General features: G+C 48.5%; 21 protein-coding genes. 8 read left to right on the forward strand and 13 right to left on the reverse strand.

Going from position 1 to position 24,275, the window contains the following annotated elements; all coding sequences use genetic code 11:
* Window positions 1-17 precede the first annotated feature (17 nt).
* From NX720_RS10490 to NX720_RS10515, 6 genes are all read right to left on the reverse strand, one after another.
* On the reverse strand, window positions 18-563 hold the full coding sequence (locus NX720_RS10490; RefSeq protein WP_262601060.1) for a hypothetical protein: 546 nt from the start codon (window positions 561-563) through the stop codon (window positions 18-20).
* Complete coding sequence (locus tag NX720_RS10495; RefSeq protein WP_262601062.1) at window positions 556-1,215, reverse strand: NUDIX domain-containing protein; 660 nt, start codon at window positions 1,213-1,215, stop codon at window positions 556-558. The genes NX720_RS10490 and NX720_RS10495 overlap by 8 nt, the downstream gene beginning before the upstream one ends.
* Window positions 1,216-1,225: 10 nt before the next feature.
* Complete coding sequence (locus NX720_RS10500; protein ID WP_262601064.1) at window positions 1,226-1,795, reverse strand: adenylyltransferase/cytidyltransferase family protein; 570 nt, start codon at window positions 1,793-1,795, stop codon at window positions 1,226-1,228.
* A 460-nt stretch (window positions 1,796-2,255) separates the two neighbouring features.
* On the reverse strand, window positions 2,256-3,128 hold the full coding sequence (locus NX720_RS10505) for an endonuclease/exonuclease/phosphatase family protein (protein ID WP_262601066.1): 873 nt from the start codon (window positions 3,126-3,128) through the stop codon (window positions 2,256-2,258).
* Between the two features lie 74 nt (window positions 3,129-3,202).
* Window positions 3,203-3,895: a thiol:disulfide interchange protein DsbA/DsbL gene (locus NX720_RS10510; RefSeq protein ID WP_262601068.1), complete on the reverse strand. Its 693-nt coding sequence runs from the start codon at window positions 3,893-3,895 to the stop codon at window positions 3,203-3,205.
* An 18-nt stretch (window positions 3,896-3,913) separates the two neighbouring features.
* Window positions 3,914-4,531 (reverse strand): c-type cytochrome, encoded by a 618-nt coding sequence (locus NX720_RS10515; protein WP_262601069.1) that lies wholly within the window; start codon window positions 4,529-4,531, stop codon window positions 3,914-3,916.
* Between the two features lie 359 nt (window positions 4,532-4,890).
* On the opposite strand from NX720_RS10515, the gene yihA reads away from it, so the two are divergent.
* Window positions 4,891-5,565 (forward strand): ribosome biogenesis GTP-binding protein YihA/YsxC, encoded by a 675-nt coding sequence (gene yihA, locus NX720_RS10520; RefSeq protein WP_262601071.1) that lies wholly within the window; start codon window positions 4,891-4,893, stop codon window positions 5,563-5,565.
* 614 nt (window positions 5,566-6,179) lie between these two features.
* Here yihA and polA read toward each other — a convergent pair.
* Window positions 6,180-8,948, reverse strand: coding sequence for a DNA polymerase I (gene polA, locus NX720_RS10525; RefSeq protein WP_262601563.1), 2,769 nt, complete (start codon window positions 8,946-8,948; stop codon window positions 6,180-6,182).
* Window positions 8,949-9,048: 100 nt separating this feature from the next.
* Here polA and NX720_RS10530 point away from each other — a divergent pair, with 100 nt between their 5' ends.
* From NX720_RS10530 to NX720_RS10540, 3 genes are all read left to right on the forward strand, one after another.
* Complete coding sequence (locus NX720_RS10530; RefSeq protein ID WP_262601073.1) at window positions 9,049-9,456, forward strand: DUF2782 domain-containing protein; 408 nt, start codon at window positions 9,049-9,051, stop codon at window positions 9,454-9,456.
* Window positions 9,457-9,539: 83 nt separating this feature from the next.
* A complete protein-coding gene (locus tag NX720_RS10535; RefSeq protein ID WP_262601074.1) occupies window positions 9,540-10,538 on the forward strand; it encodes a homoserine kinase in 999 nt (332 codons plus the stop codon).
* A gap of 61 nt (window positions 10,539-10,599) precedes the next feature.
* A complete protein-coding gene (locus NX720_RS10540; RefSeq protein ID WP_262601075.1) occupies window positions 10,600-12,021 on the forward strand; it encodes a hypothetical protein in 1,422 nt (473 codons plus the stop codon).
* Window positions 12,022-12,047: 26 nt separating this feature from the next.
* Here NX720_RS10540 and NX720_RS10545 read toward each other — a convergent pair whose 3' ends face one another.
* Window positions 12,048-15,602: a coiled-coil domain-containing protein gene (locus NX720_RS10545; RefSeq protein ID WP_262601076.1), complete on the reverse strand. Its 3,555-nt coding sequence runs from the start codon at window positions 15,600-15,602 to the stop codon at window positions 12,048-12,050.
* 360 nt (window positions 15,603-15,962) lie between these two features.
* Between NX720_RS10545 and NX720_RS10550 the strand changes: the two genes are divergently transcribed.
* The 4 genes from NX720_RS10550 to NX720_RS10565 all read left to right on the forward strand — a co-directional run bounded on the left by NX720_RS10550 (window position 15,963) and on the right by NX720_RS10565 (window position 19,444).
* Window positions 15,963-16,484 carry a Fur family transcriptional regulator gene (locus tag NX720_RS10550; RefSeq protein WP_262601077.1) on the forward strand — a complete coding sequence of 174 codons (522 nt, stop codon included), beginning with the start codon at window positions 15,963-15,965 and terminating at the stop codon, window positions 16,482-16,484.
* A gap of 39 nt (window positions 16,485-16,523) precedes the next feature.
* Window positions 16,524-17,282: a zinc ABC transporter ATP-binding protein ZnuC gene (gene znuC / locus NX720_RS10555; RefSeq protein ID WP_262601078.1), complete on the forward strand. Its 759-nt coding sequence runs from the start codon at window positions 16,524-16,526 to the stop codon at window positions 17,280-17,282.
* A 14-nt stretch (window positions 17,283-17,296) separates the two neighbouring features.
* On the forward strand, window positions 17,297-18,085 hold the full coding sequence (gene znuB / locus NX720_RS10560; RefSeq protein WP_262601564.1) for a zinc ABC transporter permease subunit ZnuB: 789 nt from the start codon (window positions 17,297-17,299) through the stop codon (window positions 18,083-18,085).
* Between the two features lie 198 nt (window positions 18,086-18,283).
* Entirely contained in the window at window positions 18,284-19,444 is a 1,161-nt protein-coding gene (locus tag NX720_RS10565) for a C45 family autoproteolytic acyltransferase/hydolase (RefSeq protein WP_262601079.1), read from the forward strand.
* 77 nt (window positions 19,445-19,521) lie between these two features.
* Here the strand turns inward: NX720_RS10565 and NX720_RS10570 are convergent, their stop codons facing one another.
* The 5 genes from NX720_RS10570 to cyoE all read right to left on the reverse strand — a co-directional run bounded on the left by NX720_RS10570 (window position 19,522) and on the right by cyoE (window position 24,269).
* Window positions 19,522-20,898: a MipA/OmpV family protein gene (locus NX720_RS10570; protein ID WP_262601080.1), complete on the reverse strand. Its 1,377-nt coding sequence runs from the start codon at window positions 20,896-20,898 to the stop codon at window positions 19,522-19,524.
* A 111-nt stretch (window positions 20,899-21,009) separates the two neighbouring features.
* Window positions 21,010-21,918 (reverse strand): manganese-dependent inorganic pyrophosphatase, encoded by a 909-nt coding sequence (locus tag NX720_RS10575; protein WP_262601081.1) that lies wholly within the window; start codon window positions 21,916-21,918, stop codon window positions 21,010-21,012.
* A 250-nt stretch (window positions 21,919-22,168) separates the two neighbouring features.
* Complete coding sequence (locus NX720_RS10580) at window positions 22,169-22,660, reverse strand: GNAT family N-acetyltransferase (RefSeq protein WP_262601082.1); 492 nt, start codon at window positions 22,658-22,660, stop codon at window positions 22,169-22,171.
* A gap of 8 nt (window positions 22,661-22,668) precedes the next feature.
* Window positions 22,669-23,331: an SCO family protein gene (locus tag NX720_RS10585; protein WP_262601083.1), complete on the reverse strand. Its 663-nt coding sequence runs from the start codon at window positions 23,329-23,331 to the stop codon at window positions 22,669-22,671.
* Between the two features lie 50 nt (window positions 23,332-23,381).
* Window positions 23,382-24,269, reverse strand: coding sequence for a heme o synthase (gene cyoE, locus NX720_RS10590; protein ID WP_262601084.1), 888 nt, complete (start codon window positions 24,267-24,269; stop codon window positions 23,382-23,384).
* Between the last annotated feature and the right edge of the window lie 6 nt (window positions 24,270-24,275).

Consider the following 24,275-nt stretch of genomic DNA (forward strand, 5'->3'; position numbering starts at 1 on the left):
CTTTCGCTCGAAGTCGTTTACAAACGACGATTTACGGGTAATGACCGAAGCAGGTCATTAATCAATCCCCGGCTGACAGCGTACAGGTCATCCCCCGGCAATCCTTCACTGGCACCGCTGATACTCCATAGGGTTTCATCACTGCGAACATCCGTAACGGTAAGGCTCAGGGCAACATGAGGCCTGCCTTCGTCGTCAAACATCCACTCATTCACAGAGCCGGAAAATGCGAAGCTTATGCCACTCTGGGCAGCCCACTGTCGTCCACTCTGGATTCTGTGTGCATCTGTCAGGGTATTATTTGCACTGGTGACCATAAATTCCGGATACAGTTGAGGCTCATCTATACCATTCGATGGCAACATTACCATCAGAATTCTCTCTACCTGAGTCGCGACGTTCTCAGATTCGGTATAGTTTGTAAAAGGGAGTACAGCCCAGCTGGCAGTGCCTGGCAAACCCTCCCGGTACAGGTTGGGAATACCGGAAGACTGACAGCCTGCCAGCAGAAACAGCACCAACAGGGCAAACACATTGTTTTTAAGCACCATACTCTTAAGCATATTGCTGTAACTCCTGATGATGTAGCTTCAGCCACTGAATCGCTATAACAGCAGGTGCATTAGCAATGCGACCGTCCTCTACCATCGCATAGGCTTCAGCAAAAGGTACGACCTGCACCCGAATGTCCTCACCTTCCTCTTTCAGCCCATAACAGCCACCCGCCCCGGATGCATCGGTAATGCCGCAGTAAAGCATCAGCCTTTCATTGGTCGCCCCGGGGCTCATATAAAAGTTTGAAATGGGCAGCAGTTCTTTCACTTCGCAGTTGGCTTCTTCTTTGACTTCCCTCAGAGCCACAGACTCAAGGGTTTCATCAGGTTCAGAAATCCCTGCGACCACTTCAATTAACCAGGGATCATCCCTGCTTAACATCGGGCCAACACGAAACTGCTCAACCAGCACCACCTGATCCAGCCCCGGATCATAAAGCAGCACACCAACGGACGGGACACGATAGACCGCCTCCCGAATGAGCTGAGGACTCCAGCCTCCTTCAAAAAGGGCGTGTCGAATTTTGTATCGGCTCAGCTTCAAAAAGCCGGAATAGACCGCTTCTTCTTCATCAATACGAACATCGTCCATTCCAAAACTGGTTTGCCGGGTGGCTTGTTGCTTAGCTTGCTGGTTAGCTCGCTGCTTAGATTGCTTCATAAATTTTTTATCAGACCTGGTAGAGTTTGTTGGTCAAAATGTAGTCACGCACCGATGGATGTAACAAACCATCCAGCGCCTTTTTTCTGTTATCGTCCGATGTGGCCGAAGCTGTTAGTTCTCGTACCAGACTGCTTCGAATTGAACGCCTTTCCTGCGCTGTAAACAGGTTCCAACGCTGCTCTATTTCCTGAGCCTTATAGAACCGGTTCCAGGTAGCAGGATCAGCATTGTCAGGCCCACGGATAAAACCAAGCTCCACGGCTTCGCCGTATTGCTGCTCCAGCGCTTCCATCAGGTCAAAGGTGTAGACTGGCGTATCGGGGTTATTTTTCAACAGAGTTTCTTCAAGCGTACAAAGTTCCAGCTCACAGTCCGGCACCAGAGCTTCTCTCAAAAAATAGTGCAGCATGGCAACCCGTTCAGCAAAAGGCAGCAGCTTTTTGGAAAAAGCATGAGAGGCTGACGGCGCCAGAAGAATCCGGTCAAAGTGGGTAGCAGCCTGGCACAGAACATCCTGATGTCCGAGAGTAGGGGGGTTAAAAGCAGAACCGAATATTCCGATTTTTGTTGGACTCATACTGTCTCATCCAGAATTTTGTACTCTATTCTACCATTTCCCTGTGCACTCGAATGAGTCTCCGGCCCCTCCAGAGTTCGCAAAGCCGACACCTTATACGTAACTTATGCAGGCTACCTAAAGCTGTCTGTTTGAAGAAAATTGTGGTTATAACGATCAAAAAACACTTTATATTGTTGATTTCATTCAACAATGTAGGATTATCAGCTCTGGAAAAGCATTTTTCTTGATTAACAGGCCGAACCACCTTAATCAGTTTGATTACTTATCAAACAACACGAATGTACTGATACAAATCAATTTCCAGAGGAGTAATATACTCCCCACCAATTACTCCCTGACTTCTGGTTGGAATTTGTTAAGGTCTGGCATCACCCCTCCTCCTTCCCCCTCGATGCCAGACCTTTTTTTATAGGTCTGACAACCGTTCCACAGAAGGCGCTCTTTACTCATTCAACTTTTACTTACTCAACTGAACGCTATCCGGAACTTCTATTTCGACTGCGACGGGCAGATGGTCAGAAATGGGAATATTCAATACTTCCATTTTATTCACCAGCAGTGACTGGCTAACGAGAATATGATCCAGGGATTTGTGGGGCTTCCAGCTGGGGAACGTATTTTGCTCCCAGTGCGCAGCCTGTAAACCACTTCCCCTTAGCGGGGACTGATTGAGCAGTTGCTCTGCATGAGTGTTCATATCACCCATCAATACTACGTGTCGGTACGACTGCACCAACTCACGAATATACGACAGTTGAACGTCACGGGTCCGGCGACTCAATGCCAGGTGCATCATAACCACCAGCAGGGTATCTGACCCCTGACCATATTCAGCAACAATAGCACCACGCCCCGGAATGATGCCCGGCAGTTTGTGATCTTCGAGACTTGCAGGCTTGTAACGGCTTAACAGTCCGTTACTGTGCTGGGCAAACTTACCCAGGTTACGGTTTAACTGCTGATACCAGTAAGGAAATCGTCCCCTGAGCGCAAGATATTCTGTCTGATTCACAAAACCACTGCGCAAGCTGCCTCCATCGACTTCCTGCAAAGCAACAATATCGAAATCAGGCAAAAAGGAAGCAATAGAGTTGAGGTTTTGAACACGTTTGGCATGGGGCAAAACGTGCTGCCAACTGCGGGTAAGGTAGTGACGGTATTGCTGAGTATTGATACCCACCTGAATGTTAAAACTGAGAAGTCGCAGGCACTGGTGTTTATTAAAACTCACGGGGAAATAGTCAAGCTCGCTACAGGCGACAGCCTGGGGAGACTTACTGCGTCTTCGTAAACTGGCAGCAATGGCTCCCTTAAGGGTTCTTATCGGCATCGGTGATATCCGAACGTTACAGACTCTCCCTTAAGCTTACCTCAAGGCTTATAGACTATCCCATAACCGTACAATTACTTTACTTTAACGGCGGTCGCTTTGTTTGCTTTGGCCTCAGTGCGCTCAGAGCTAACCTTCTGAATCAGGAAGTCTGCAATTTCAGGCATTTTTTCCAGGCCAACCTTCGGCTCAATAACAAACCGACCATCAACAACCAGAGCTGGAACACCGGTTAGTTGATAGCCTCGAACCTTGGAAGACGCCTGACTCAGCAGGTTTTTTACACCAAATGAGTTGTAGTAAGACAGGAACGTTTCCTTATCCACTTTGTGGTGTTTGCTCAGAAACGTCACCATTTCCTCTTCATTCTTCAAAAGGTTTTTTCGCTCCTGAACCTCACGGAAGACAGAGTCATGAATGGAATTCAGAGACTTTTCATCCGGAAAAAGGCTTTCCAGTGTGTAGTAGAGCTGGGCATGGGTTTGCCAGAGGTTCGGCCCGAAAAAAGCAGGAACACGAACAAGCTGTGCTTCTTTGGTCAGTCTGGGTTTCCAGCGATCAACAACCGCTTCAAGGCTACGACAGTGTGGGCAGCCGTACCAGAATACTTCTGCCACTTCGATACGGTCAGGACCAGCAGAAGTCTGAACCGGTAATTTAAGCAGACGGTAATCTTCGCCTTCCGTAAAAACCTCTTTAGCTGCTGCCTGTGCCAGAACCGGGAGCAACAGGGCGATGACCCAAAAGCTTCGAATTATTTTTTTCATAAACCCTTCCTGTAAGACTTACTGAAGCCCGCTGATATAGCTGGCCAGAGCTTCGACTTCCTTATTACTGAGCTTTTCGGAAATCATACGCATGGTTTTAGAGTCTCCATCATTAACCCGAACGCCTTCCCGGTAATCCTTCAGCTGCTTTGCAGTGTAAGCGGGATGCTGCCCGGATATTTGTGGGAAACCAGCCAGAAAGTTGCCCTGACCAGTGGGTGAATGACAAGAGCTACAAGCCGGGATGGCTTTTTTTGCATCTCCGAAACGGAACAGTTTTTCACCCAGCGCCACCTTGTCTGGATCGGCAACACCTTTAGCGGCGGTCTGTTTGGCATAAAACGCAGAGATATCTTCCATATCCTGGTCGGAAAGTTTGGCTACAAACGGTGCCATTTCAGGCACACTGCGTACGCCCGACTTTATTTCTTTTAACTGTTTGATCAGGTAACGCTCCCCCTGACCGGCAAGATTAGGGTAGAGAGGTGCCGGACTGATACCTGTCGCCCCATGACAGGCTGTACAGGTAGCCACTTTAGTTTTACCGGCTTCTGCGTCTCCTTTCGCAAACGCCAACCCTGAAACGCCTAATGAGACACCCAATGGAACTAAGAAACTGAGAATGATTTTTTTCATTACCCCTGACCCAGCTACGGCACTTGCCAACAATGGCTGTTATTATTCTGGCCAAACCATACAGAAAGACTGTTTGTTATAATCAGCGTTTCCGAACCTCCTGAGAGAGGTTTTGGATGACACACTTGTTTATGTTTACTGATATCAACCCTGCCTGTTCACAGACAGTAATCTCACAGTGTTTGTAAGCACCCCTGGGAGAACGTCTGGTAAGAACTTTGTGCCTTGTGTTCTTGTCAAACTTACGTACAAACAGTGTGTTAAGCGCTTTTCAGCGATTACAGCAGCCAAAGGCCGCATACACCCCGAAACGCTGACTAGTATAAACACTTACCGAGTCGGCGACCAGAACAAGCCTCATGACTGAAACAAATAATACTACTCCCCGTCACATGAATTATCGTAAAGCACAATTTGTGACAAGTGCGCCCACCCTGAAGCAGTGTCCACCGGATAATGCCCGTGAAGTGGCATTTGCCGGTCGCTCCAATGCAGGAAAGTCCAGCGCCCTTAATGCCCTGACAGGTTCATCCAAGCTGGCAAGAACCAGTAAAACGCCAGGGCGGACACAGCTGATCAATTTTTTTGCGATAGAAGAAAATCGTTACCTTGTTGACCTGCCAGGTTACGGTTACGCCAAAGTACCAGAAGCCATGAAAATTAAATGGCAAAAGCACCTGGATGACTATCTGACCAACCGGGAATCGCTGGCAGGTGTTGTATTGCTGATGGATATTCGCCACCCAATGAAAGAGTTTGACCGAATGATCCTGCAATGGAGCATACAGTCCCATATGCCGCTGCATATCCTTCTGACCAAGGCTGACAAGCTGAAATCCGGCGTAGGCAAACAGGCTCTGAATAAACTCAGAAATGAAGTCAAAGAGTATGATCATGTGACCGTTCAGCTATTCTCTTCCCTGAAGAAAACCGGTGTTACCGAGCTGGCTCACCACCTCGATACCTGGCTGGCTGTTGAAGACGGAGCCTTTTTTGAAGAAGTGGATGATGATGTAGAAGCTTCCGAAGAGTAAGCAAAAAAAACTCCAGTTCCCGGGGGAGGGGAACTGGAGTTCAAAGCTCCGATAACGGAGTGTATGCCAACACTAAACACACAAGGAGTTGGTGTAAGTAGACAATCAGCCTCCTTACATAACTTCAGACCAGCGTTTTTCTGAATAGTTCAAAAAAAAGTGGGTCATTGAGTAAAGAGTCGACAAAAAAGAGAGAAGCTTTACTCAAAAAAATAAACAGATGTCGTATATATAGACAAAAAAAACCAGCTACCAGTGGGGACCGATAGCTGGTGATGACAGTCTGTTGTTGGGGAACGTCAGACTGCCGTTAATGCCAACACTAAACACACAAGGAATGCAGAAAGTTTCCCTCCTGCACTACATAAGACAACCGCTTTTTAAAAAAGTTCAAAAATTTTTAAATTTTTTTCAGCCAAAAAAAACCAGCTACCTTTGGGGGAAGGAAGCTGGTTGATTGCAGTGGTCTGCAGGGGAACAGCCACTGCTTTGCCAACACTAAACACACAAGGAGTAAGCAAGCCACTAAACGTGACTCTTATTACCTAAGACAAGCTGTTTGAAGATTAGTTCCCGGATTTTTCCAGCCTTACAAAATCCTTACAAAACTCTTCTTAGTGCGCTTCATCCCAGTTGTCACCAACACCCGCTTCAACCAGTAATGGCACATCCAGAGAAGCAGCCTGTGACATTTTCGCTTCAACCCCTCTGCAAACCGCTTCCAGATTGCTTTCGGCGACTTCCAGAACCAGCTCATCGTGTACCTGCATAATCACGCGGGCATCCAGGCCGCTTTCCATCAGCCAGCGGTCAACCTCAACCATCGCGCGTTTGATGATATCGGCTGCCGTTCCCTGCATCGGGGCATTGATCGCCGTACGCTCTGCCCCCTGGCGACGCATACCGTTACGAGCGTTAATTTCCGGCAGATAGAGTCGGCGACCGAACAGGGTTTCAACATACCCTTTTTCACGAGCGCTCTCTTTGGTGGTCTCCATATAACGGAGCACACCCGGATAGCGATCGAAATACAGGTCAATGTATTCCTGGGCCGACTTTCTGGAGATATTCAGCTGTTTGGATAAGCCGAATGAAGACATGCCATAAATCAGGCCGAAGTTAATCGCCTTGGCACTCCGTCGCTGTTCAGACGTCACATCGTCCAGAGTCACCCCGAATACTTCCGCAGCCGTCGCTTTGTGAATATCCAGCCCGTTGGCAAAGGCTTCCAGCAAACCTCTGTCACCAGAGAGGTGTGCCATGATTCGTAACTCAATCTGAGAGTAGTCCGCCGCAATCAACTTATAGCCCTCGGTTGCGACAAACGCCTGTCGAACCCTGCGACCCTCTTCTGTACGAATCGGAATGTTCTGCAGGTTAGGATCAGAAGACGACAGTCGTCCGGTCGCTGTCACCGCCTGATGATACGAGGTATGAATGCGCCCGGTTTCAGGGTTAATCATCTGTGGCAGTTTATCGGTGTAGGTCGACTTCAGCTTGCTCAACCCCCGGTGCTCAATCAACAGTTTCGGCAGAGGGTAATCCAGCGCCAGCTCCTGCAATACATCTTCAGCAGTGGACGGCTGCCCCTTGGGGGTTTTCTTGATGACCGGAAGACCCAGCTTTTCAAACAGCAAGGCCTGTAACTGTTTTGGAGACGCAAGATTGAACGGTTCACCCGCCATTTCATGAGCCTGACGCTCCAGATCTTTTAGCCGTTCTCCAATCTCCAGGCTCTGTGTTGCCAGCAAAGCCCCGTCGACTTTTGCACCATTGCGTTCCAGCCGGGAGATGATATCCACCAGCGGCATCTCAATGTCATGGAACACTTTGCCAAGGGAAGGTTCGGCTTCCAGCCCAGGATACAGCGCCTGATGCAGACGCAGGGTAATGTCCGCATCTTCTGCCGCATAAGGCGAGGCTTTCTCCAGTTCGATCTGATTAAACGTCAGCTGTTTTTTACCCTTGCCAGCGATATCTTCAAAAGACGTACACTGATGGCCAAGGTATTTGTCAGCCAGACTGTCCATATCGTGGCGGGTAGCCGTCGAATTGAACACGTACGACTCCAGCATGGTATCAAAGGCGATGCCCTTCAGGTGGATATCGTAGCGAGCCAGAACGCTCTGGTCATACTTCAGGTTCTGCCCGATTTTTTTCTTCGCGTCACTTTCCAGCAGGGGCTTCAGCTGTTCCAGCACCCAGTCGCGATCCAACTGCTCAGGCGCGCCCATATAATCGTGAGCCACCGGTACATAAGCCGCTTTACCCGGTTCAACAGCAAAGGAAACGCCCACCAGCTCTGCCACCATATAATCCAGACTGGTGGTTTCAGTATCAAAGGCAAACAGTTCTGCTTTGTTCAGTTGCTCCAGCCAGTGTTTGAACTCGGCCTCAGTCAGAACCGTGTCATAGCTGGCTCCAGCCTTTGGCGTCTGGTCTTCTCCTGCGGCTCCTGCCTCGCTGTCCAGTTCAGCGATCATGGACCGGAACTCAAACTTCCGGAACAGCGCCAGCAAGGCTTCTTTATCAATCGGGTCGGCTTTCAGGCTGTCCACGCTGGTGGACAGTTCAACATCGGTTTTGATGGTGGCCAGTTCCCGGGATAACAGCACCACTTCTTTATGTTCAGCAAATTTAGCGGCAAAGTTTTTACTGCCACGAAAGCCCAGTGCCGGAACCTCTTCCAGACGCTCAGCAATATCATCAATACTGCCAATCCCCTGCAAAAGCGCCAGAGCTGTCTTTTGCCCGACTCCCGGCATGCCCGGAATGTTATCACTGGAGTCCCCCATCAGGGCCAGATAATCCACAATCAGGTTTGCTGGAATGCCAAACTTATCCACCACGCCAGACAGATCGGTGGCTTCGTTTTTCATGGTGTCGATCAGGGTGACGTGTTCGGAAACCAGCTGGGCAATATCCTTATCGCCGGTTGAAATGATCGTGTCCACCTGTTTTTCCGTTGCTTCGCGGGCAAGCGTGCCAATCACATCGTCCGCCTCAACGCCTTCAATCATCAGCAACGGCATGCCCAGCGCACGAACAATATCGTGAATCGGCTGCACCTGAGAACGCAAATCATCCGGCATAGGCTTTCGGGTAGCCTTGTAGTCGGAGTACAGGTCATGGCGGAAGTTTTTCCCCTTTGCATCAAAAATCACTGCGACCGTGCTGCCGGGGTATTCATTGTTCAACTTACGCAGCATATTGGTCATCACCCGGATGGCACCGGTGGGCTGACCATCAGAGGTTCGCAGGTTGGCTCGCTCGGACGCATGGAAGGCACGATAGAGATAAGAAGAACCATCAACAAGAATCAACGGGGCTGACGCTTGTTCTGGCTCTTGTTCTGGCTCTTGTTCTGACAGAGGTTCTGGCATAGTCATTACTTTTTAAAAGATATTCGGGTTAAAGAATTCCGAGTAAACTCAGCTACTGGAGCTATTTTAATGCCCTGATGGATGATGAGCGAGATACACCATGAAGAAACAACTCACAACATCGCTGATGACTGCCACTCTTTTCACCTCTCTTTTCATATCGGGATGCGCTTCCAGAGCGCCGGACTCAGAGCAGGCTAACCTGGAAAAGCCTCCGGAAGTGAGTACTGAGGCCAATGTGATCAGCGAAGCAGACTTCGAAAAAATTCCCAAAAACCTGCGACCCGAAGACCTTGAGCAACGGGATGACACTACCGTTGTGATCCGCTCAGGCGAAGACCGGACCATCCGCGAATACCGTATTGGCCCTTTCCTGTACGCTATTCATGTGATTCCAAAGTCAGGGCCTCCGTACTTCCTAGTGGCGGCGGATAACCAGGGGAACTTTATTCGAGCTGACAAACCCGGCATGCTAGTGCCATCGTGGACCATTTTCCAATGGAAATGAATCCCGCCAGTTCCATAAGCAATAACTAGAACACCAGAGCAAGTTCAAGAATAAGGGCCTGAAGGGAACCTATAAAGGAAGCTATGTCTGTTTACACACACTTGTCAGCCAGTGATATAGAAGCACTGTTATCACGTTTCGATCTTGGAGTCCTGCGCGACTTTACCGGTATAGAAAGCGGCGTCGAGAATACCAATTACTTCATTGACCTGAAGTCCGACGACACGCAACAACGTTATGTTCTGACGCTGTTTGAATACCTGCCCGAAGAAACCCTGCCTTTTTTCATTGATTTCACAACGGAGCTCAGTGAAGGAGGTATTCAGGTTCCAGCACCCATCAGGGACAGGCAGGGAGAAGCCCTGCATACATTAAAGGGCAAACCCTGTCTGATCAGCCCATGCTTTACAGGCCAACACCTGAACACAATCAGTGCTGAGCATTGCCGTCAGATTGGTACACAGCTGGCAAAACTGCATCAGATTGGGCAAAAATCCAGCCTGCAACAGGAAAACCAGCGGGGCATCCCGTGGTTAAAGCTTCAGGTTAAGCGGCTAAGTCCGCTTTTGCCTTCCCATGAGGCAGAACTGATGCAGACTCTCTGGCAGGACATCCTCTCTGAGCTATCCACCTATGAACAATCCAAAGCCAGCCCGTTACCAAAAGGGCTGATCCACGGCGATCTCTTCCACGATAATGTTTTATTCGATCAGGGCAAAATTACCGGCATTATCGACTTTTACAACGCCTGCCATGACTACCTGCTTTACGATCTGGCGGTGACCGTCAATGACTGGTGCATTAACCCCGACCTGTCGTTGAACGACAATCGCTTGACGGCCATAACCCACGCTTACTCACAGGTTCGTTCATTTACGCCACAGGAAAAAGAATCATGGCCCCTGATGCTGCGCCTTGCCGCTTTCCGCTTCTGGATTTCCCGCATTATTACCTTTGTCCATCCTGAGCAGGACGTGGACCAGGAACATCAGGAAAACCAGATCCTCAACTTCAAGGATCCGGACGAATTTAAAAAGATGGTGCTTTTACGAAGTCAGGAAAGCATCCCGTTACTTCCCTGACCTATCCTTGCTTTAAGGGGCTTACAACAGCACGAACAGAAAAAAACAGCAAGGACGCAGCATGCTTGGTATACCTGCCAACCTGATTCAGCAAGCAGAACAGTTCACACAGAAATACAAGGACGACCAGGTACTTCGGCTTCGCAACGGTAAGATCGTTGTGGGTGAGTATAAGGGAACCGGGCCGCAAAAGTTCAAAGGTATGCTGGTCAAACTATTCTGGCCTCCTACCAGCTGGAAGAAAAAGTTCCTGGAAGCCAGACAGGCAGAGTTCAAACAGATCAGCAAACAGGAAGAACAAGCCTTTGCCAGGGCGCTTACCGGAGCCATTTCAAAACGAACAACAACGCCTTATAGAGCCATCTCCAGCCTGATGGTGGTCGATGTCAAAGCGCTTCTGAAACGCTCCCGGGCTGAGCGGGAAGAATTTGACCAGACCGTTGCCAGAATCACCGACGCTGTTACACACCCTTCAGAAATGGCGAGCGACCCACTGGACGGAGCCAAAAAAGTAGCGGACATGGCGGTAGACAGTAAAAAAATCTGCCGGGTGACGCAAATGCTAAAACTACGCTCAGACGTCACCGAGATCTTATCTCAGGCCGGTATAAAAAAAGCCACGATTGAGCGGCTGGATAAAGCCCTTGATGACCAGACCGTTAAGCTGGCGCTGTATAACGTAGCCTGTGAGTACGCCAGAAGAGTGTACAGTCCTCCAGCAAGCTGGAGCAGTTCTGCATCTTCTTCACCATCGCCTTCACTATCAGAGGAAAACACGCCTGCCCCCCGTACCCCTTCAGAAAAACAGGAAAAAGACTGGAACCGTAAGCATGAAATGACCGACACGGGTTTCAAGTACAAGTCTCCGGCAGAGCTGGCCGTCGACCAGATGTTTGAGTTGGGTGAGCAATCTATTGATCGGGCTGACATTCCTGAAGGCAAGCACAAAACCCGCAAGATCAAAGAACTTCAGAAAATTAATGAACCCTGGGCAAGGCAGGCAATAGAACTTCTGAATAGCGAATCGCCAGAAGATCATAAAAAAGCCGTGCTTTTGGAGCGAGTCCGTCAGCGTTCAAAAGACCATGCAAAGCTACAGAAAGAAAAAGCCGAAGCCGTTCACCAGACACAAACCGCTTACTGGTCCAGATCACGACTGAAAGCCATAAAAAAAGTCGAGAAGCTGGAAGGTCAGGGTATAAAGGACAACAGTCACTTTCCGCAGGAATATCGTGATTTAGCAGCGCAAAGAATCAGTCGCCCCCTGTATTACGATAACGTGCAACTGCCCATGGATGAAGCGATAGAGCAAACCATAACGATGTTGAAAAACGCCTATCCTTCCCTGGCTGCAAAGGGCAACGCCTTTCGGGAGCAAGAGCTGAGAGAGCATCTGAAAATCTTCCTTTCCCAAAGGAAAATCGAGCCTGTTGAGGTGCCTGTCAGAGCATTCGATGCATTCACCCAGACGGATGAAGAGTGACTATTGAGAGTGACTATTGAGAGTGGCTATTGCGACTGAAAGCTCTGACAAGAAGGCTCTGTGTATCCCGTACAATGTAAATTACCCGTGTGGCTTTCCCTGTTGTAGCGGGAGCCTGTCGAAGGTAATGCTACCTGCCAGTGATTTTGTCTATGGATAAGTACCATCGTATCGTTTGTCATAAAACTGGCTATCTGATCTTCATAAATAGGATCGATATCGCCAGAATCGTAAAGAACTCCATTAACGGCTCCTCCTTCTCGGGCGGCGTCTGTAGCAAGCACCAGTACAGGAATATTCAGCCAGGGGGCGATCAGATAATGAACCATACTATCGGTTCCCCAGGCTCGATAGTTGGCTCCTGTCTCCGTAAACGCTGAGGCGATTCGTTGCATCTCGACATTATCGGGAAACGCCCGCTCTAACTGTATCCCTTTCGGTGCCAGCATCGTAAATAGCTGCCGCCCCGTCATTTCACGGTCGACTTCTGGCGCTATATCCGGGTGCTCCTGAAGCCAGCGCATGATGGCATTGAAGAGGCAAAAATGATCCGCCGCTATATCTACTTCTTCCAGATTCAGCGTGCGCAGAAAATTATCAAGTTTGTCTGAGTGTTCAGACCGGGTCATTATGAAGGTAAGACTCGACAAATAATTATCCAGCTTGTTCGGATTAAGCAGTTTCTTTCGCATATTCCTACTCAGCCTGACGTCCGATGCCAATAGTTCACGGATTGCCTGCCAGTCCTTTTCAGACAGTTTAATGGCTGGCTGCTCCCCGAAGCGAGGTTGTGGACTTTTCCAACTATCCAGTAATGCTTTGGCCATGGAGGCCACTTGCTCAAAATGCCCTAATTCTTTGGAGAGCCTCTCATAATGGGTATTGAGATTGTCCTGAATTGAAATATCTTCTCTCTGCTCATCCTTGATACCTTTGCCTCTTTTGACACCTTTACCTTTTTTTTGGCCAGACGAAGACATTTTTTTCCTGGCTGTTTCAAGTTTTTTCCTGGTTATTGTTTCCTCTGATATTCTGGTCGCTCCGGTCGTTATCAAATTTTTAATGATTTGCTGTCTGAGGTGGTACGTTGCGATCAGGGCATCATTCCCATCTCTCAGACGGGATGACATTGAACTGAGCTGTTCCCATTCCTTAATGAGAATAAGCAAAAGACACTCGGCTTCTTCTTTGTCGACCCCGGGGGAAAGTATGTCAACCAACGATAGCGACTCCAAAGCGTCCGAATGCAATCGGGTAGATTGCTTTATGGGCTCCAGAAGTGTCTCTATAGCCTTCAGGAATTGGTAAGACAAAGCATTCAAAGCATTTTTGTCTAATGTTGGCCTTTGCTGTTGCTGGGCTTCATGCTCCATCTGCCTGCGAAATGCCAGTGCCTTGTTGTAACTTTCGAACAAACTCTTAAGTTTTTTTTCACCAGGTACAAAGTAGCAATCTGCCATGGCAGACAAAATTCTCGCCCGTGAAAGCTGATCAGGCTGAGCGTCCAGTGCTTTTTGAAACAGCTCCAGTGCTAATTCAGCACCGGACTCTTTGTAAGCCTCAGCGCCTGCCCAATACAACCTCCGCCACTCAGGTTCCACTTCAGGAGGTTTATCTCTGGCTTGCTCTTCTGGTTCGGTGGTAGCCGGACTCTCCTGCTGCAGGGGAACCAAACGGTTTTCTTTCTGCCTGACTGTTTTTTGTTTTTTATCCCGTTGTTCACGTAAAAGAGCCAGTTCAGCTTGCTCCCTGTCAATCTGAAGAAGCAATTCCCTGCCATGTTGTTCGGCGAGACTCACCTTCTTTTCCCATTCTGCCGCATTGGATTCCCGCTTCGCCGCAATAGCGTCTTCCTTCATCTGCTCATAATGATCCACCTCTGTTGACCAGAGAGCGGTATTAATCCCGATTCGCCCGGCACCTTCAATCAACTGTCTGAGTTGCGGTACAGGAATATCCTGTGTGGATAACAATGCCTTAAGCTTTGTCCAGGCGCTCATGTAAGTCTTCCTGAGAGTTGTGAGGGAATTATCTCTTTCATATCGAGAGGTCTTTATGCCGCCGTGGTACACATGGGAGCTCCGGTCACAAAGAGAAAAGATCATATCCACATCCGTTACCTCAATGGCAAAGAGCATTAAGCGATAGATGATATCAGTGCCGATTGATGCATCGGTAAAGTTTTCAGGACTGCTTGCAAAAGAGATTACTACTGTGCGGATATCGCCCCAGATATCAGTCAGTGGGTCAATTATGGAGCGACGTCCGTTTTGCCTACTAATATAGGTTAAAGCCATCAGAACCATCTCTATTGAGTTCTGGGTATGAAGAACTAACTTTTGATGTTCTCTGTCTGAGTTATATTGCAAATTCTGGATCTGAGGGTAAGTTTTGGCAATAAATGATAACGGGATATATTTGACCCCCTCACCGGATAATTCGCGGAACGTGGTGACAGGCGTTTCCAGCTCAGCACATTTAAAAAAATAATCGATTACAATGTGAAAACCTCTGGATAAAGCTAAATCGGCCTTCTTAAGCTGGTAATACCTGAATTTTTTTTCCGGCTGGCTACGAGGGTTCGAAGCTTGCAGGTCAGATCGCCGGGCAAATAATTTGAGAACCACTTCCATTAGATCATCAACCTTATAAAAAGCTGATTCCTTGCAAGCAACAGATATACCCACACCCTCTACTTGCTGAATTAATGATTCAATCGACTCTGTATCGGTAGAGTGGGCCTTCTGGCTCTTTCGCTTTGTCTTATCAGCCCGCCCTTTGTCCGTGTGGAGCGGGTCTTCAGGCTGAAATTCAAGTTGGGAGGGGTAAGGCTCCGGTGGTGATTGGGTGTGTTCACTTCGGGGGACAACCCAAATATGGGTTTCATACAAAGGAGCCTGATTTTCGCTGAACTTAGCCGGTGGATAATAGACAATCAGCGCTACATCACCACTCACGGCTTTCGTATCTTCAGTGATTGTCTTGCCGGACTCTTGCAAAATGGCGATGGGCAAGGGCGTTAAATTTTCACAGGCATTTAAACAAACTCCGCTGTCTGCCGGGGACAGGGCGAAACAACCCGGCAGGCTAATCACCATTGGATTATTTAACAAGCCGAGATTAATTTTATAACGCCAGCGATCCTCAAGTACCTCTACAGACATTGCCTGATTGCCTTCAGGGGGAAATGCTCCCGTCTGCCCATTTTCAGGTAGCAAAAACTCAACAACTAAGATGTCCGGTGCCTTGTTGTGCGGCGTTGACAAAAATGATTCTGAAAGAGATGGAAAGATATACAGGTTATTATGCAGCGGCGAAGACCCCTCGGGAGGGATTTCTAGTTTCAAATTCGTATTAATCTCCTCCGTGGATTCTGGCATAAACCAATCGTTCTGGCGACTGACTAAGTAAAACTGACGAACGTGATCACTACCCTCAAAAATAACAGCCGCCAAAGAGTCTGGCACAAACTGGTTCAGTAAAGAAAATTCGTCATCTTGAGAAATACCCCGGTGACCAACCGACATGTTATGGGTCAGGCAACGGTTGATATTAATTTTATTCGGTGCGGAGCTGGACATTCCTACCACAATACTCCAGTAAGGAAGAGCAGGGGCTGCGTGTATTGTTAAAGATATCAGCCAGAGCAAACCACATAAAAAAGGTTGCCAAACAGAAGCGTACAGATATTCCCGATTTATCATAAAATTATCGTTTAGGGCTGCATAAGAAAAAGCAAAACTTGTTTCAGAAAAAGAATCTTAGTTATAAAGCGAAACCTTGCCTAAAAATTTTTTGAATGAATTCCATTCCCGGGCATCTTAAAAAATACACAGCAACCATCAGGCAGGTATCAGCCCCCTTAAATCCATACTGATTCGGGTTATAATGTAACATTACTTTTTTGAGTCATTAACACGACACTCTATGTCCCACACAATATGTCCCAAACAATGAGCAGTGATTATCACCCCCACAATCATGACCAGTGCATAGAAGAGGCACTTCAGACAGCCTCTGCTATCTGCCAAAATAACGGGGTTCGCCTGACGCCTTTGCGTAAAACCGTTCTGGAGCTGGTCTGGCAAAGCCATCAGCCCGTTGGAGCCTATGAGGTTTTAGCCCAGCTGGCAAAGCTGGAATCCAGGTCTGCGCAACCTCCTACCGTCTACCGGGCTTTGGACTTTCTGCTGGAACAGGGGCTTATTCACCGACTGTCGTCACTGAATGCTTTTATTGGCTGCCCGCATCCGGGGGAGTCACACCATGGCAGTTTCCTGATCTGCAAACAATGCAGAACCACTCAGGAGGTGGATCATGCTGCTATAAATAATGCCATTCAGTCCTGTGCGTCTGAGCAGGGTTTTATTGTTTCTGAAAGCTCCATTGAATTAACCGGTCTGTGTCGTCATTGTGTTACCTCCGGTGACACAACGGATACCGACATGAATGAAGTGTCATGACCAGAACTGTTTTTATCTTCTCTATTTTTACGGATTAAGATGTCTCAAACTCTAATAAGCCTTAACAATGTCAGCCAGGCTTACGGGGAGCGAACCGTAGTGTCCAATATTTCTCTGGATCTGAAGCCAGAGGAAATAGTAACGCTGATCGGCCCAAATGGCGCAGGAAAAACGACACTGGTTCGTATTGTTCTGGGCTTGCAGAAACCTGACTCAGGGCAGAGAACCATCAAACGTGGTTTACGAATCGGTTATATGCCACAAAAGCTCTACGTGGATAACACCATGCCCCTGACCGTTAAACGATTCCTGTCCCTGACTAAACAGCCACTTTCAGACGTAAAAAATGCCCTGGGCAGAACCGGGGTAGAGCATGTCATTAATTCTCCCGTTCAGTCCCTGTCCGGAGGTGAGTTGCAAAGAACCCTGCTGGCCAGGGCGCTGCTGCACAAGCCACACCTGCTGGTGCTGGATGAACCGGTTCAGGGTGTGGATGTCAACGGGCAAAAGGAGCTTTATAAACTGATCACTGAGTTGAGGAGTGAACAGGGGTGCTCAGTACTTATGGTATCCCACGACCTGCACCTGGTCATGGCTTCTACCGACAGGGTAGTTTGCCTGAACCATCATATCTGCTGTTCAGGCCCCCCCCTTCAGGTACGACAGGATCCGGCCTACCTCAAACTGTTCGGCAGAGAATCAGACGCGTTGGCGATTTACACCCATCATCATGATCATGAACACACCGTAGAAGGGAATGTTGTTCACAAGACGGATGGTAACGGAGACACCCCATGATTCCTGATCTCATGATTTCTGACCTGTTGTTTCATGCACTCTTCGCTGGTTTTGGTGTGGCTCTGATCGCTGGCCCCCTGGGTTGTTTTGTGGTCTGGCAGCGTATGGCTTACTTTGGCGATACGCTGTCTCACTCGGCCCTGCTCGGGGTCGCCATTGGCTTATTGCTGGATATTGACCTGAATCTTGCGGTTATCTTCTGCTCGCTGCTTCTGGCCCTGATTCTGGTACTGATGCAAAACCAGAAACGCATGGCTTCAGACACACTGCTGGGCATACTGGCTCACAGCAGTTTATCCATCGGTCTTGTCGCTGTCAGTTTTGCCGGTAATGTGCGAATCGATATGATGTCCTATCTGTTCGGTGACCTGCTGGCCACCGGTGTAGAAGACCTGTACTGGATTTATGGCGGCGGGGCGATTGTGCTTGGTGCCCTGATCTGGCTCTGGCGTCCACTGCTGGCCATGACCGTTCACGCAGAGCTGGCCCAGGTAGAAGGCTTTCCGGTACAAAGAGCCAGACTGGTATTAACCCTGCTGATGGCGCTGGTGATTGCTATTGCCATGAAAATTGTTGGCGTTCTGCTGATCACTTCCCTCATGATCATTCCTGCTGCCACCGCCCAGAAATTTGCACGGACACCAGAGCAAATGGCTGCACTGTCGAGTGGCTTCGGCTTGCTGGGCGTGTCCGGCGGACTCTACGCTTCGTGGCACCTGGATACCCCGGCAGGTCCGTCTGTCGTTGTCGTCTGTTTTCTAATGTTCCTGCTCAGTATGATTTATACGACTATGAGAGAGTAATAAATTATTAGTCAGTCACCCGGTCTCAAATAAGTCGAATACGCTGACCGGGATTGTCCGTACATACCGCAATAATTCTGCTTCATTGATGCAAATCAGCTCTTTTATATGGCTATTCCCTTCTTATTGGATTCTGTTGATAGCTTGTTATTAATAAGCTGCATGAATCCATTACGTTGAGAAAATCCCTTCTTTCCTATGAAAAAAACACTGTTAGCGGCAGCTTTGATGGCATCATCATTGTGCGTACAAGCTGAGCTTATCCAGCATACCGACCAAATTGCAGAAGTTAAATTCACTGGCTCTACTTACGACTTAGGCAAGCATGTTGGTGACGTAGCGAACAAGCAAATCACTCGCTCAATTCATCGCTTTGACACCACTCTGGGAGTGATGCTGCCGGGTCTGACGCTTGAAAGTCTGAGCGAGAACTTTAAAAACGCAGGTGTGTTTGCAAAGCTGCAAAAACATTCCCCTGATGCAGCCGCCTACATTAAAGGCCTGTCTGAATCGATGGAGCTATCCCCTGACTACCTGCTTGCGGTAGGGATGAGCGATGAAGCCATTCTGGAATCACAACGCAATGGCGGCATCGGCTTCCTGCAAAGTGAGCAGCCAGCAAAATGTACGGTCATGGGGCAAACCAATGGTGAAGGGTTAGCCTGGGGAGCAGCAAATTTTGATTACATGGCTATTAACTACGAAGGCCTGATCGTACTTAATCATACCGATGCTGATGGCAAAACCCGCATTATCCAGACCTGGGCAGGACTAATCCCCTACGGTGGTGTCACCAAAGGCGGTCAGCCACTCCTGATGAACACCATGGCTGATGAAGGAACTGCCCGACAGAATGATAATGGCGACATTCTGGGTAATACTTCCGTACCCAGTTACCATTTGTCCTGGGAAGCCTACAACGTTAAATCAGCGGAAGAGTTGAGTAACATCTATAAGCATGGAGAGTATACCGCTTACTTTTCCTATGTTCTGCTGGACGCAGACGCCCGGGCGACAAACGTAGAAAATGGTTACCCGACAGAAACGCGAATCCGGCACGAACAAAAATTCGCCCACGCAAATCACTCGCTGTACAAAGAGTACGATTTCGTGAATACCGAATTTGCCGCCCACTCACTGGAACGCCAAAAAGCAGCAACGTTATTTATGGCTTCCGCCTCCATTGCCACGACAGAAAATCAGGCTATTGAGGCACTTCACCGTGAGCCCCTCTGGAAGGGTCGTGGCGACCTGATGGGTACGGTTACGTCAACCTTCTACAGCGTTAACGGCAAAAAGGTAGACATGGCGATCTATACGGACGAACGCCATGAGCCTGTCCGTATTAAAAATTACTGATGATGGTTATGGGTATGCCGGTTGTAAGGCATACCCGATCTGGCCAACGAATTCAGTTGACCAGATAACGCCCACCATTAAAAATGGTATTGCAGATAGACGGTATTAAAGTTACTGCCACCCTTTATACGACCAAACTGGGATGCCTGTTTAAAAATAGAAGACCGGTGATGCATACTGTAACCCACCCACAGGTTTTCCAGAGACTTACTGTGGACAAGATCACCCACGTTAGCGTCGAAGCTGACATCCAGATAGTTCATCAGCTTGCTGCCTTCACTGCCTTGCTTGTCCATTTCCTGCCATTCGTTGTAGGTCAACCTGCTGACATAAGATAAACCTTCCGCAAGACCAAAACGCCAGCGAACTGGCCAGGTGAAGTTGTAATAAGCCTTGATGGAAACAATCCCTTCCCAGACCGGGTTCTGAACCTTTCTACCGTTCTCGTCTACTTTGTTTTTTTCATAGTGGTAGACGATACCGCTGTGAAGATAAATATCCACGGGATAGCCCAGCCAACCCTGTCGTAACGGATGACCGTAAAAGACAGAACTCATCTGATTGTTGTAGGGATCACGTTCGGATTTAAAGCTAAGGATTTCCCCCATGTCCGACGGTGTCGCCCAGCCATGAGCCCCTCGCAGATAGGAACCTTCAGCCATGGCAGGAACCGTTCCAGTGCCTTTGGAAGGCTCATCAAAGTAGACAAAGCCAAGCCTGACAACACCAAAGCCATTACTGTCCACATTGGGCGAATGGCGGGCATTGGAATCAAGATAAACGTACTCCAGGGCACCGGTTAAATAGAGTCCGCCCGACAATGGGTAACGCAGGCTGACGCCTGCTTCTGCCTCAATGCCTGCATCAATGTTCTGACCATTGAACTCTTCATAATCACTCAGGCCATAGTAGTAACTGTTAAATTTTTTGGATTTGTAACGCAGGCCTGCTCTCGGTTTAAGCTCCAGCTTACCGTATTGCAGCTGCCAGTCGTGGCCGGCATAAAACTGTGACCGGGACAGAGAACGGGTTTCGGTCAACGCCTCAAAGCGCCAGCTGCGACTGTCGTTTACCCGATGAACCCACTGCACCCCCCAGTCCAGGGAATCTTCCTGGTACTGATTTTGCATACGATGAGGGATGCTGACAAAACGACGTTTAATGACGGCGTTGATGTGATTGTCATCATCTTCATAAGCTTTCACACCCCATTCCAGATCGCGCAGGAAGATGGTTTCGCCTTCATAAAAAATCTGCGGAATGACCGTCCCCACAGAATCGGCTCGATCAATCTTATAAGGAATAGTGCTATGACGAAAAGAAACCCCGATCCCCCATTGGCCACTATTTGCCGTAGAAACCGTTGCTGTCGTACAGGCCGCTACCGTGAAGATAGAAGCCATCGTTTTCCGGATCATTTTTCTGTGTCGGTCAGTGACATTGTTATTGGGCATAGATAATTCGGGTAGTTCAATTAACTTTACTGGTAAGGGGAACAGTAATTTGTGAACCTCACCGCTTTCTCTAAAAGATGACGGTGAGATATTTATGGCATCAAACCCGGATTATGCAGCCAGAGTCTTTTGAATCCACGGCCATGCCTGCTTCTTACGGCTCAGGGTATCTTCCATCTGCACCCAGCGGTCGGCACTGTCGGACTTCAGCTTTTTAGCCCACTCCCCCTGCGCCAGCAGGCGAGTGGTTGAAGACGTGATATCCGTCAGCATCAGAGCAGCCAGTTTGAAACCGCCTTGTACGCAGCGAGCCTGTAACTCAGCGTCCAGGGCTTCCATTTTATCTTCAACCTGCTCGAAGCTGGCGATTTCCACCTGACCTACCACTACGTTGGCACCGTTAATGGCATACTGCTTCAGGTCACGGTCTACCAGGCTGTCGATAGTCAGGCCGTCCAGATTGGTCTTGGCGCGCAGCAGACGGTCAGCAAAGTCATACAGGCTGACACCCGCTTCTTCAGCCAGCTGTCTGGCGGCTTCACGGTCTTTATCGATACAGGTTGGAGAACGGAAAGCAACGGTGTCACTGATGATGGCACCCAGCATCAGAATGGCAACGGAGCGCTCGATCTTCACGTTTTCCATACGGAACAGGTTGAACAGGATGGTAGAGCTGCAACCCACAGGCCAGATCCACATTTCCAGCGGATTAACAGTGGTCAGGTCGCCCAGGCGGTGGTGGTCAATAACGCCCATAATATCCGCTTTATCGAGGCCTTCAGGCCCCTGACCCAGGTCGGTGAAATCCACCAGCCATACTTTTTCGCCTTCAACACTTCCACACAGAGCAGGCGCTGTAACTCCAGCTTCATTCAGGATAAAGGCGGTTTCACCAGTGATTTCACCCTGGGCAACCGCAACCGCTTCAAGGCCGCGGGACATTTTCAGCCACTCAGCAGCAACCAGTGATGAACAAATACTATCGGAATCGGGATTACTGTGACCTACAACCTGGATCATTATGTTCTCGTGTTTTTAATCTGATAACTTAACCCAGTGCACGACTGTAGGGCTCATTGTTATTCACCGTGTTGGGTGTCGCTTCGCTCTACCCAACCTACGAATACGTCGAAGTAACGCATTAGTAGCAATGCACTGGCTTCAAAAAACACGCAGTTTATCGAAGTAAAGGTCTGCTTCAATATAAGTAATTCGCCATATATCGCTAATTTCAAGGCATGAGCCGCAGGTGCAGTCCCTGAAATTTTTGTTATTTGTGTACTAATTCTTTTTGCCAAAACTCTGCATTACCAGTATCACCGTCTAACTGATAGGGTTCAAATCCAAATTTTTGGTAGGCTTTTTTTGCAGCGGCATTTCCATTAAGAACTTCCAGTGTGATTTTGCAGCATTGTCTTCTATTCGCAATGTACTCAATTTTATCCAGAATAATTTGGCTGAGATGTTTACCTCTAAAGTCATATTTTACAGCAATATCATGAATATTTATGAGTGGCTTGCACTTGAATGTAGAAAATGACTCAAAACAATTCGCAAACGCAGCAGGTTTTTTGTCAACATAGCAAAGAATGCTAAAAGCATTGGGGACTTTATTAAGCTCTTTAGCCAGATTTTCTCTAACGTAAGGATCTAATGATTCATTTCCACCCATTGGATCTTTTGCATACTCGTTAAGAAGAGCGGCAAGGTCTTCAGCCTGTTGTTGGTTTGTATAATCAACTTCTATCACTTCAATGGCCATATAGACTCCTAACGCCTGTAGTTTTCATCAACAGCGGTCATGATCCGGGTAAGCTTTGCAGGCTCCAGGGGAGGGCGGATAAAACCGTGGTATTCGCCTGCCGGGTTGATGATAGCCAGGTTAGCACTGTGGTCGACCAGATAAAATTCATCCTCAGGATTAAGCACTGGCGTATAGGGAACATTAAGCTGCACCGTGAGGTTATGAATGTCTTTTACCTCTCCGGTCACACCAATAAAGTCTTTGTTAAAGTAAGGCACATAACCTTTCAGTTTCTCTACCGTATCCCGGCGAGGGTCAACGGATACCAGCACATACCTCATCTGTTGAGCCAGATTTAGATTGTCCTGCTTTAGTTGTTTATCCATTCCATTCAACTGGCTCAGTGTCGTTGGACAGATATCCGGACAGAATGTGTAGCCAAAGTACATCAGTGTCCATTGACCTTTCTGATTACCGCTGTTGTATAGTTTGCCGTTGTGGTCTGTCAGGTCCGCCATCTGGAAAGACCGGGGCGTTTTGAACACGACAGTACCCATTTTTTGCAGGTCTTCGAGAGAAAGAGACGGTCTGGTTGAGTATTTATAAAACGTTAAGCCAAACACCATGCCGACAGCCGCCAGAAGTAACAGTACGGTTTTACTGACATTGCCTTTTATCTGTTTTTTCATACGGCTCTCTCTATGGTTTATTTCAGATGCTTTACTGAAAAAGCATACTCTTAAAATGTCGTGTAGTGGTCTGCCAGTAAAAAGACAAACAACAGCATCAGATAGGTGATGGAGTATTTGAACGTCTTAATGGCAGCATGGGGGCGACTGTCACGCATCAGGGCCATTGACCAGTACAGGAATCGTCCCCCCAGCCCCAAAGCACCGGCCAGATAGAGTAAACCACTCATTCCCGTGAGAAAAGGCAGCACGCTGACCAGAATCATAATCACGGTATAAAGCACGATATGCAGTTTGGTATAGGCCTCGCCATGGGTGACTGGCAGCATGGGAATATCAGCTTTGGCGTACTCTTTTTTACGGTGAATAGCCAGAGCCCAGAAGTGCGGAGGGGTCCAGGCAAAGATGATCAGTACCAGCAGTAGGGCATTACCCTCAAACTGTCCTGTTACCGATGTCCAGCCCAGCAGGGGAGGGGCGGCTCCGGCCAGCCCGCCAATCACAATATTTTGTGGCGTTGCACGCTTTAAGAACGACGTGTAAACCACGGCATAACCTATTAAGGACGCAAGTGTCAGCCAGGCCGTCAGGGGGTTAACCAGCCAGACCAGAATAGCCATCCCCGTTACGCCCAGAACAAAGGCAAAGGTTATTGCCTGTGCGGGGGCGATTCTTCCTTCTGCTACCGGTCGCTTGTGCGTTCGAGCCATGATGTTATCAATGCGCCGGTCAACCACATGGTTGATAACCGCTGCTGAAGCGGCTGACAAAGCGATGCCAGTATTACCAAACAACAGTACATCCAGTGGCACAATACCCGGCGTTGCCAGGCACATGCCTATCACCACAGTCAGCACCATCAGCGCAACCACTTTGGGCTTGGTCAGTTCCAGATAGTCCTTCCACTGGACGGGTTCGCTGTACGTTACCTTGTTCATAACAAG

The sequence above is a fragment of the Endozoicomonas euniceicola genome (assembly GCF_025562755.1).
GTDB lineage: Bacteria > Pseudomonadota > Gammaproteobacteria > Pseudomonadales > Endozoicomonadaceae > Endozoicomonas_A > Endozoicomonas_A euniceicola.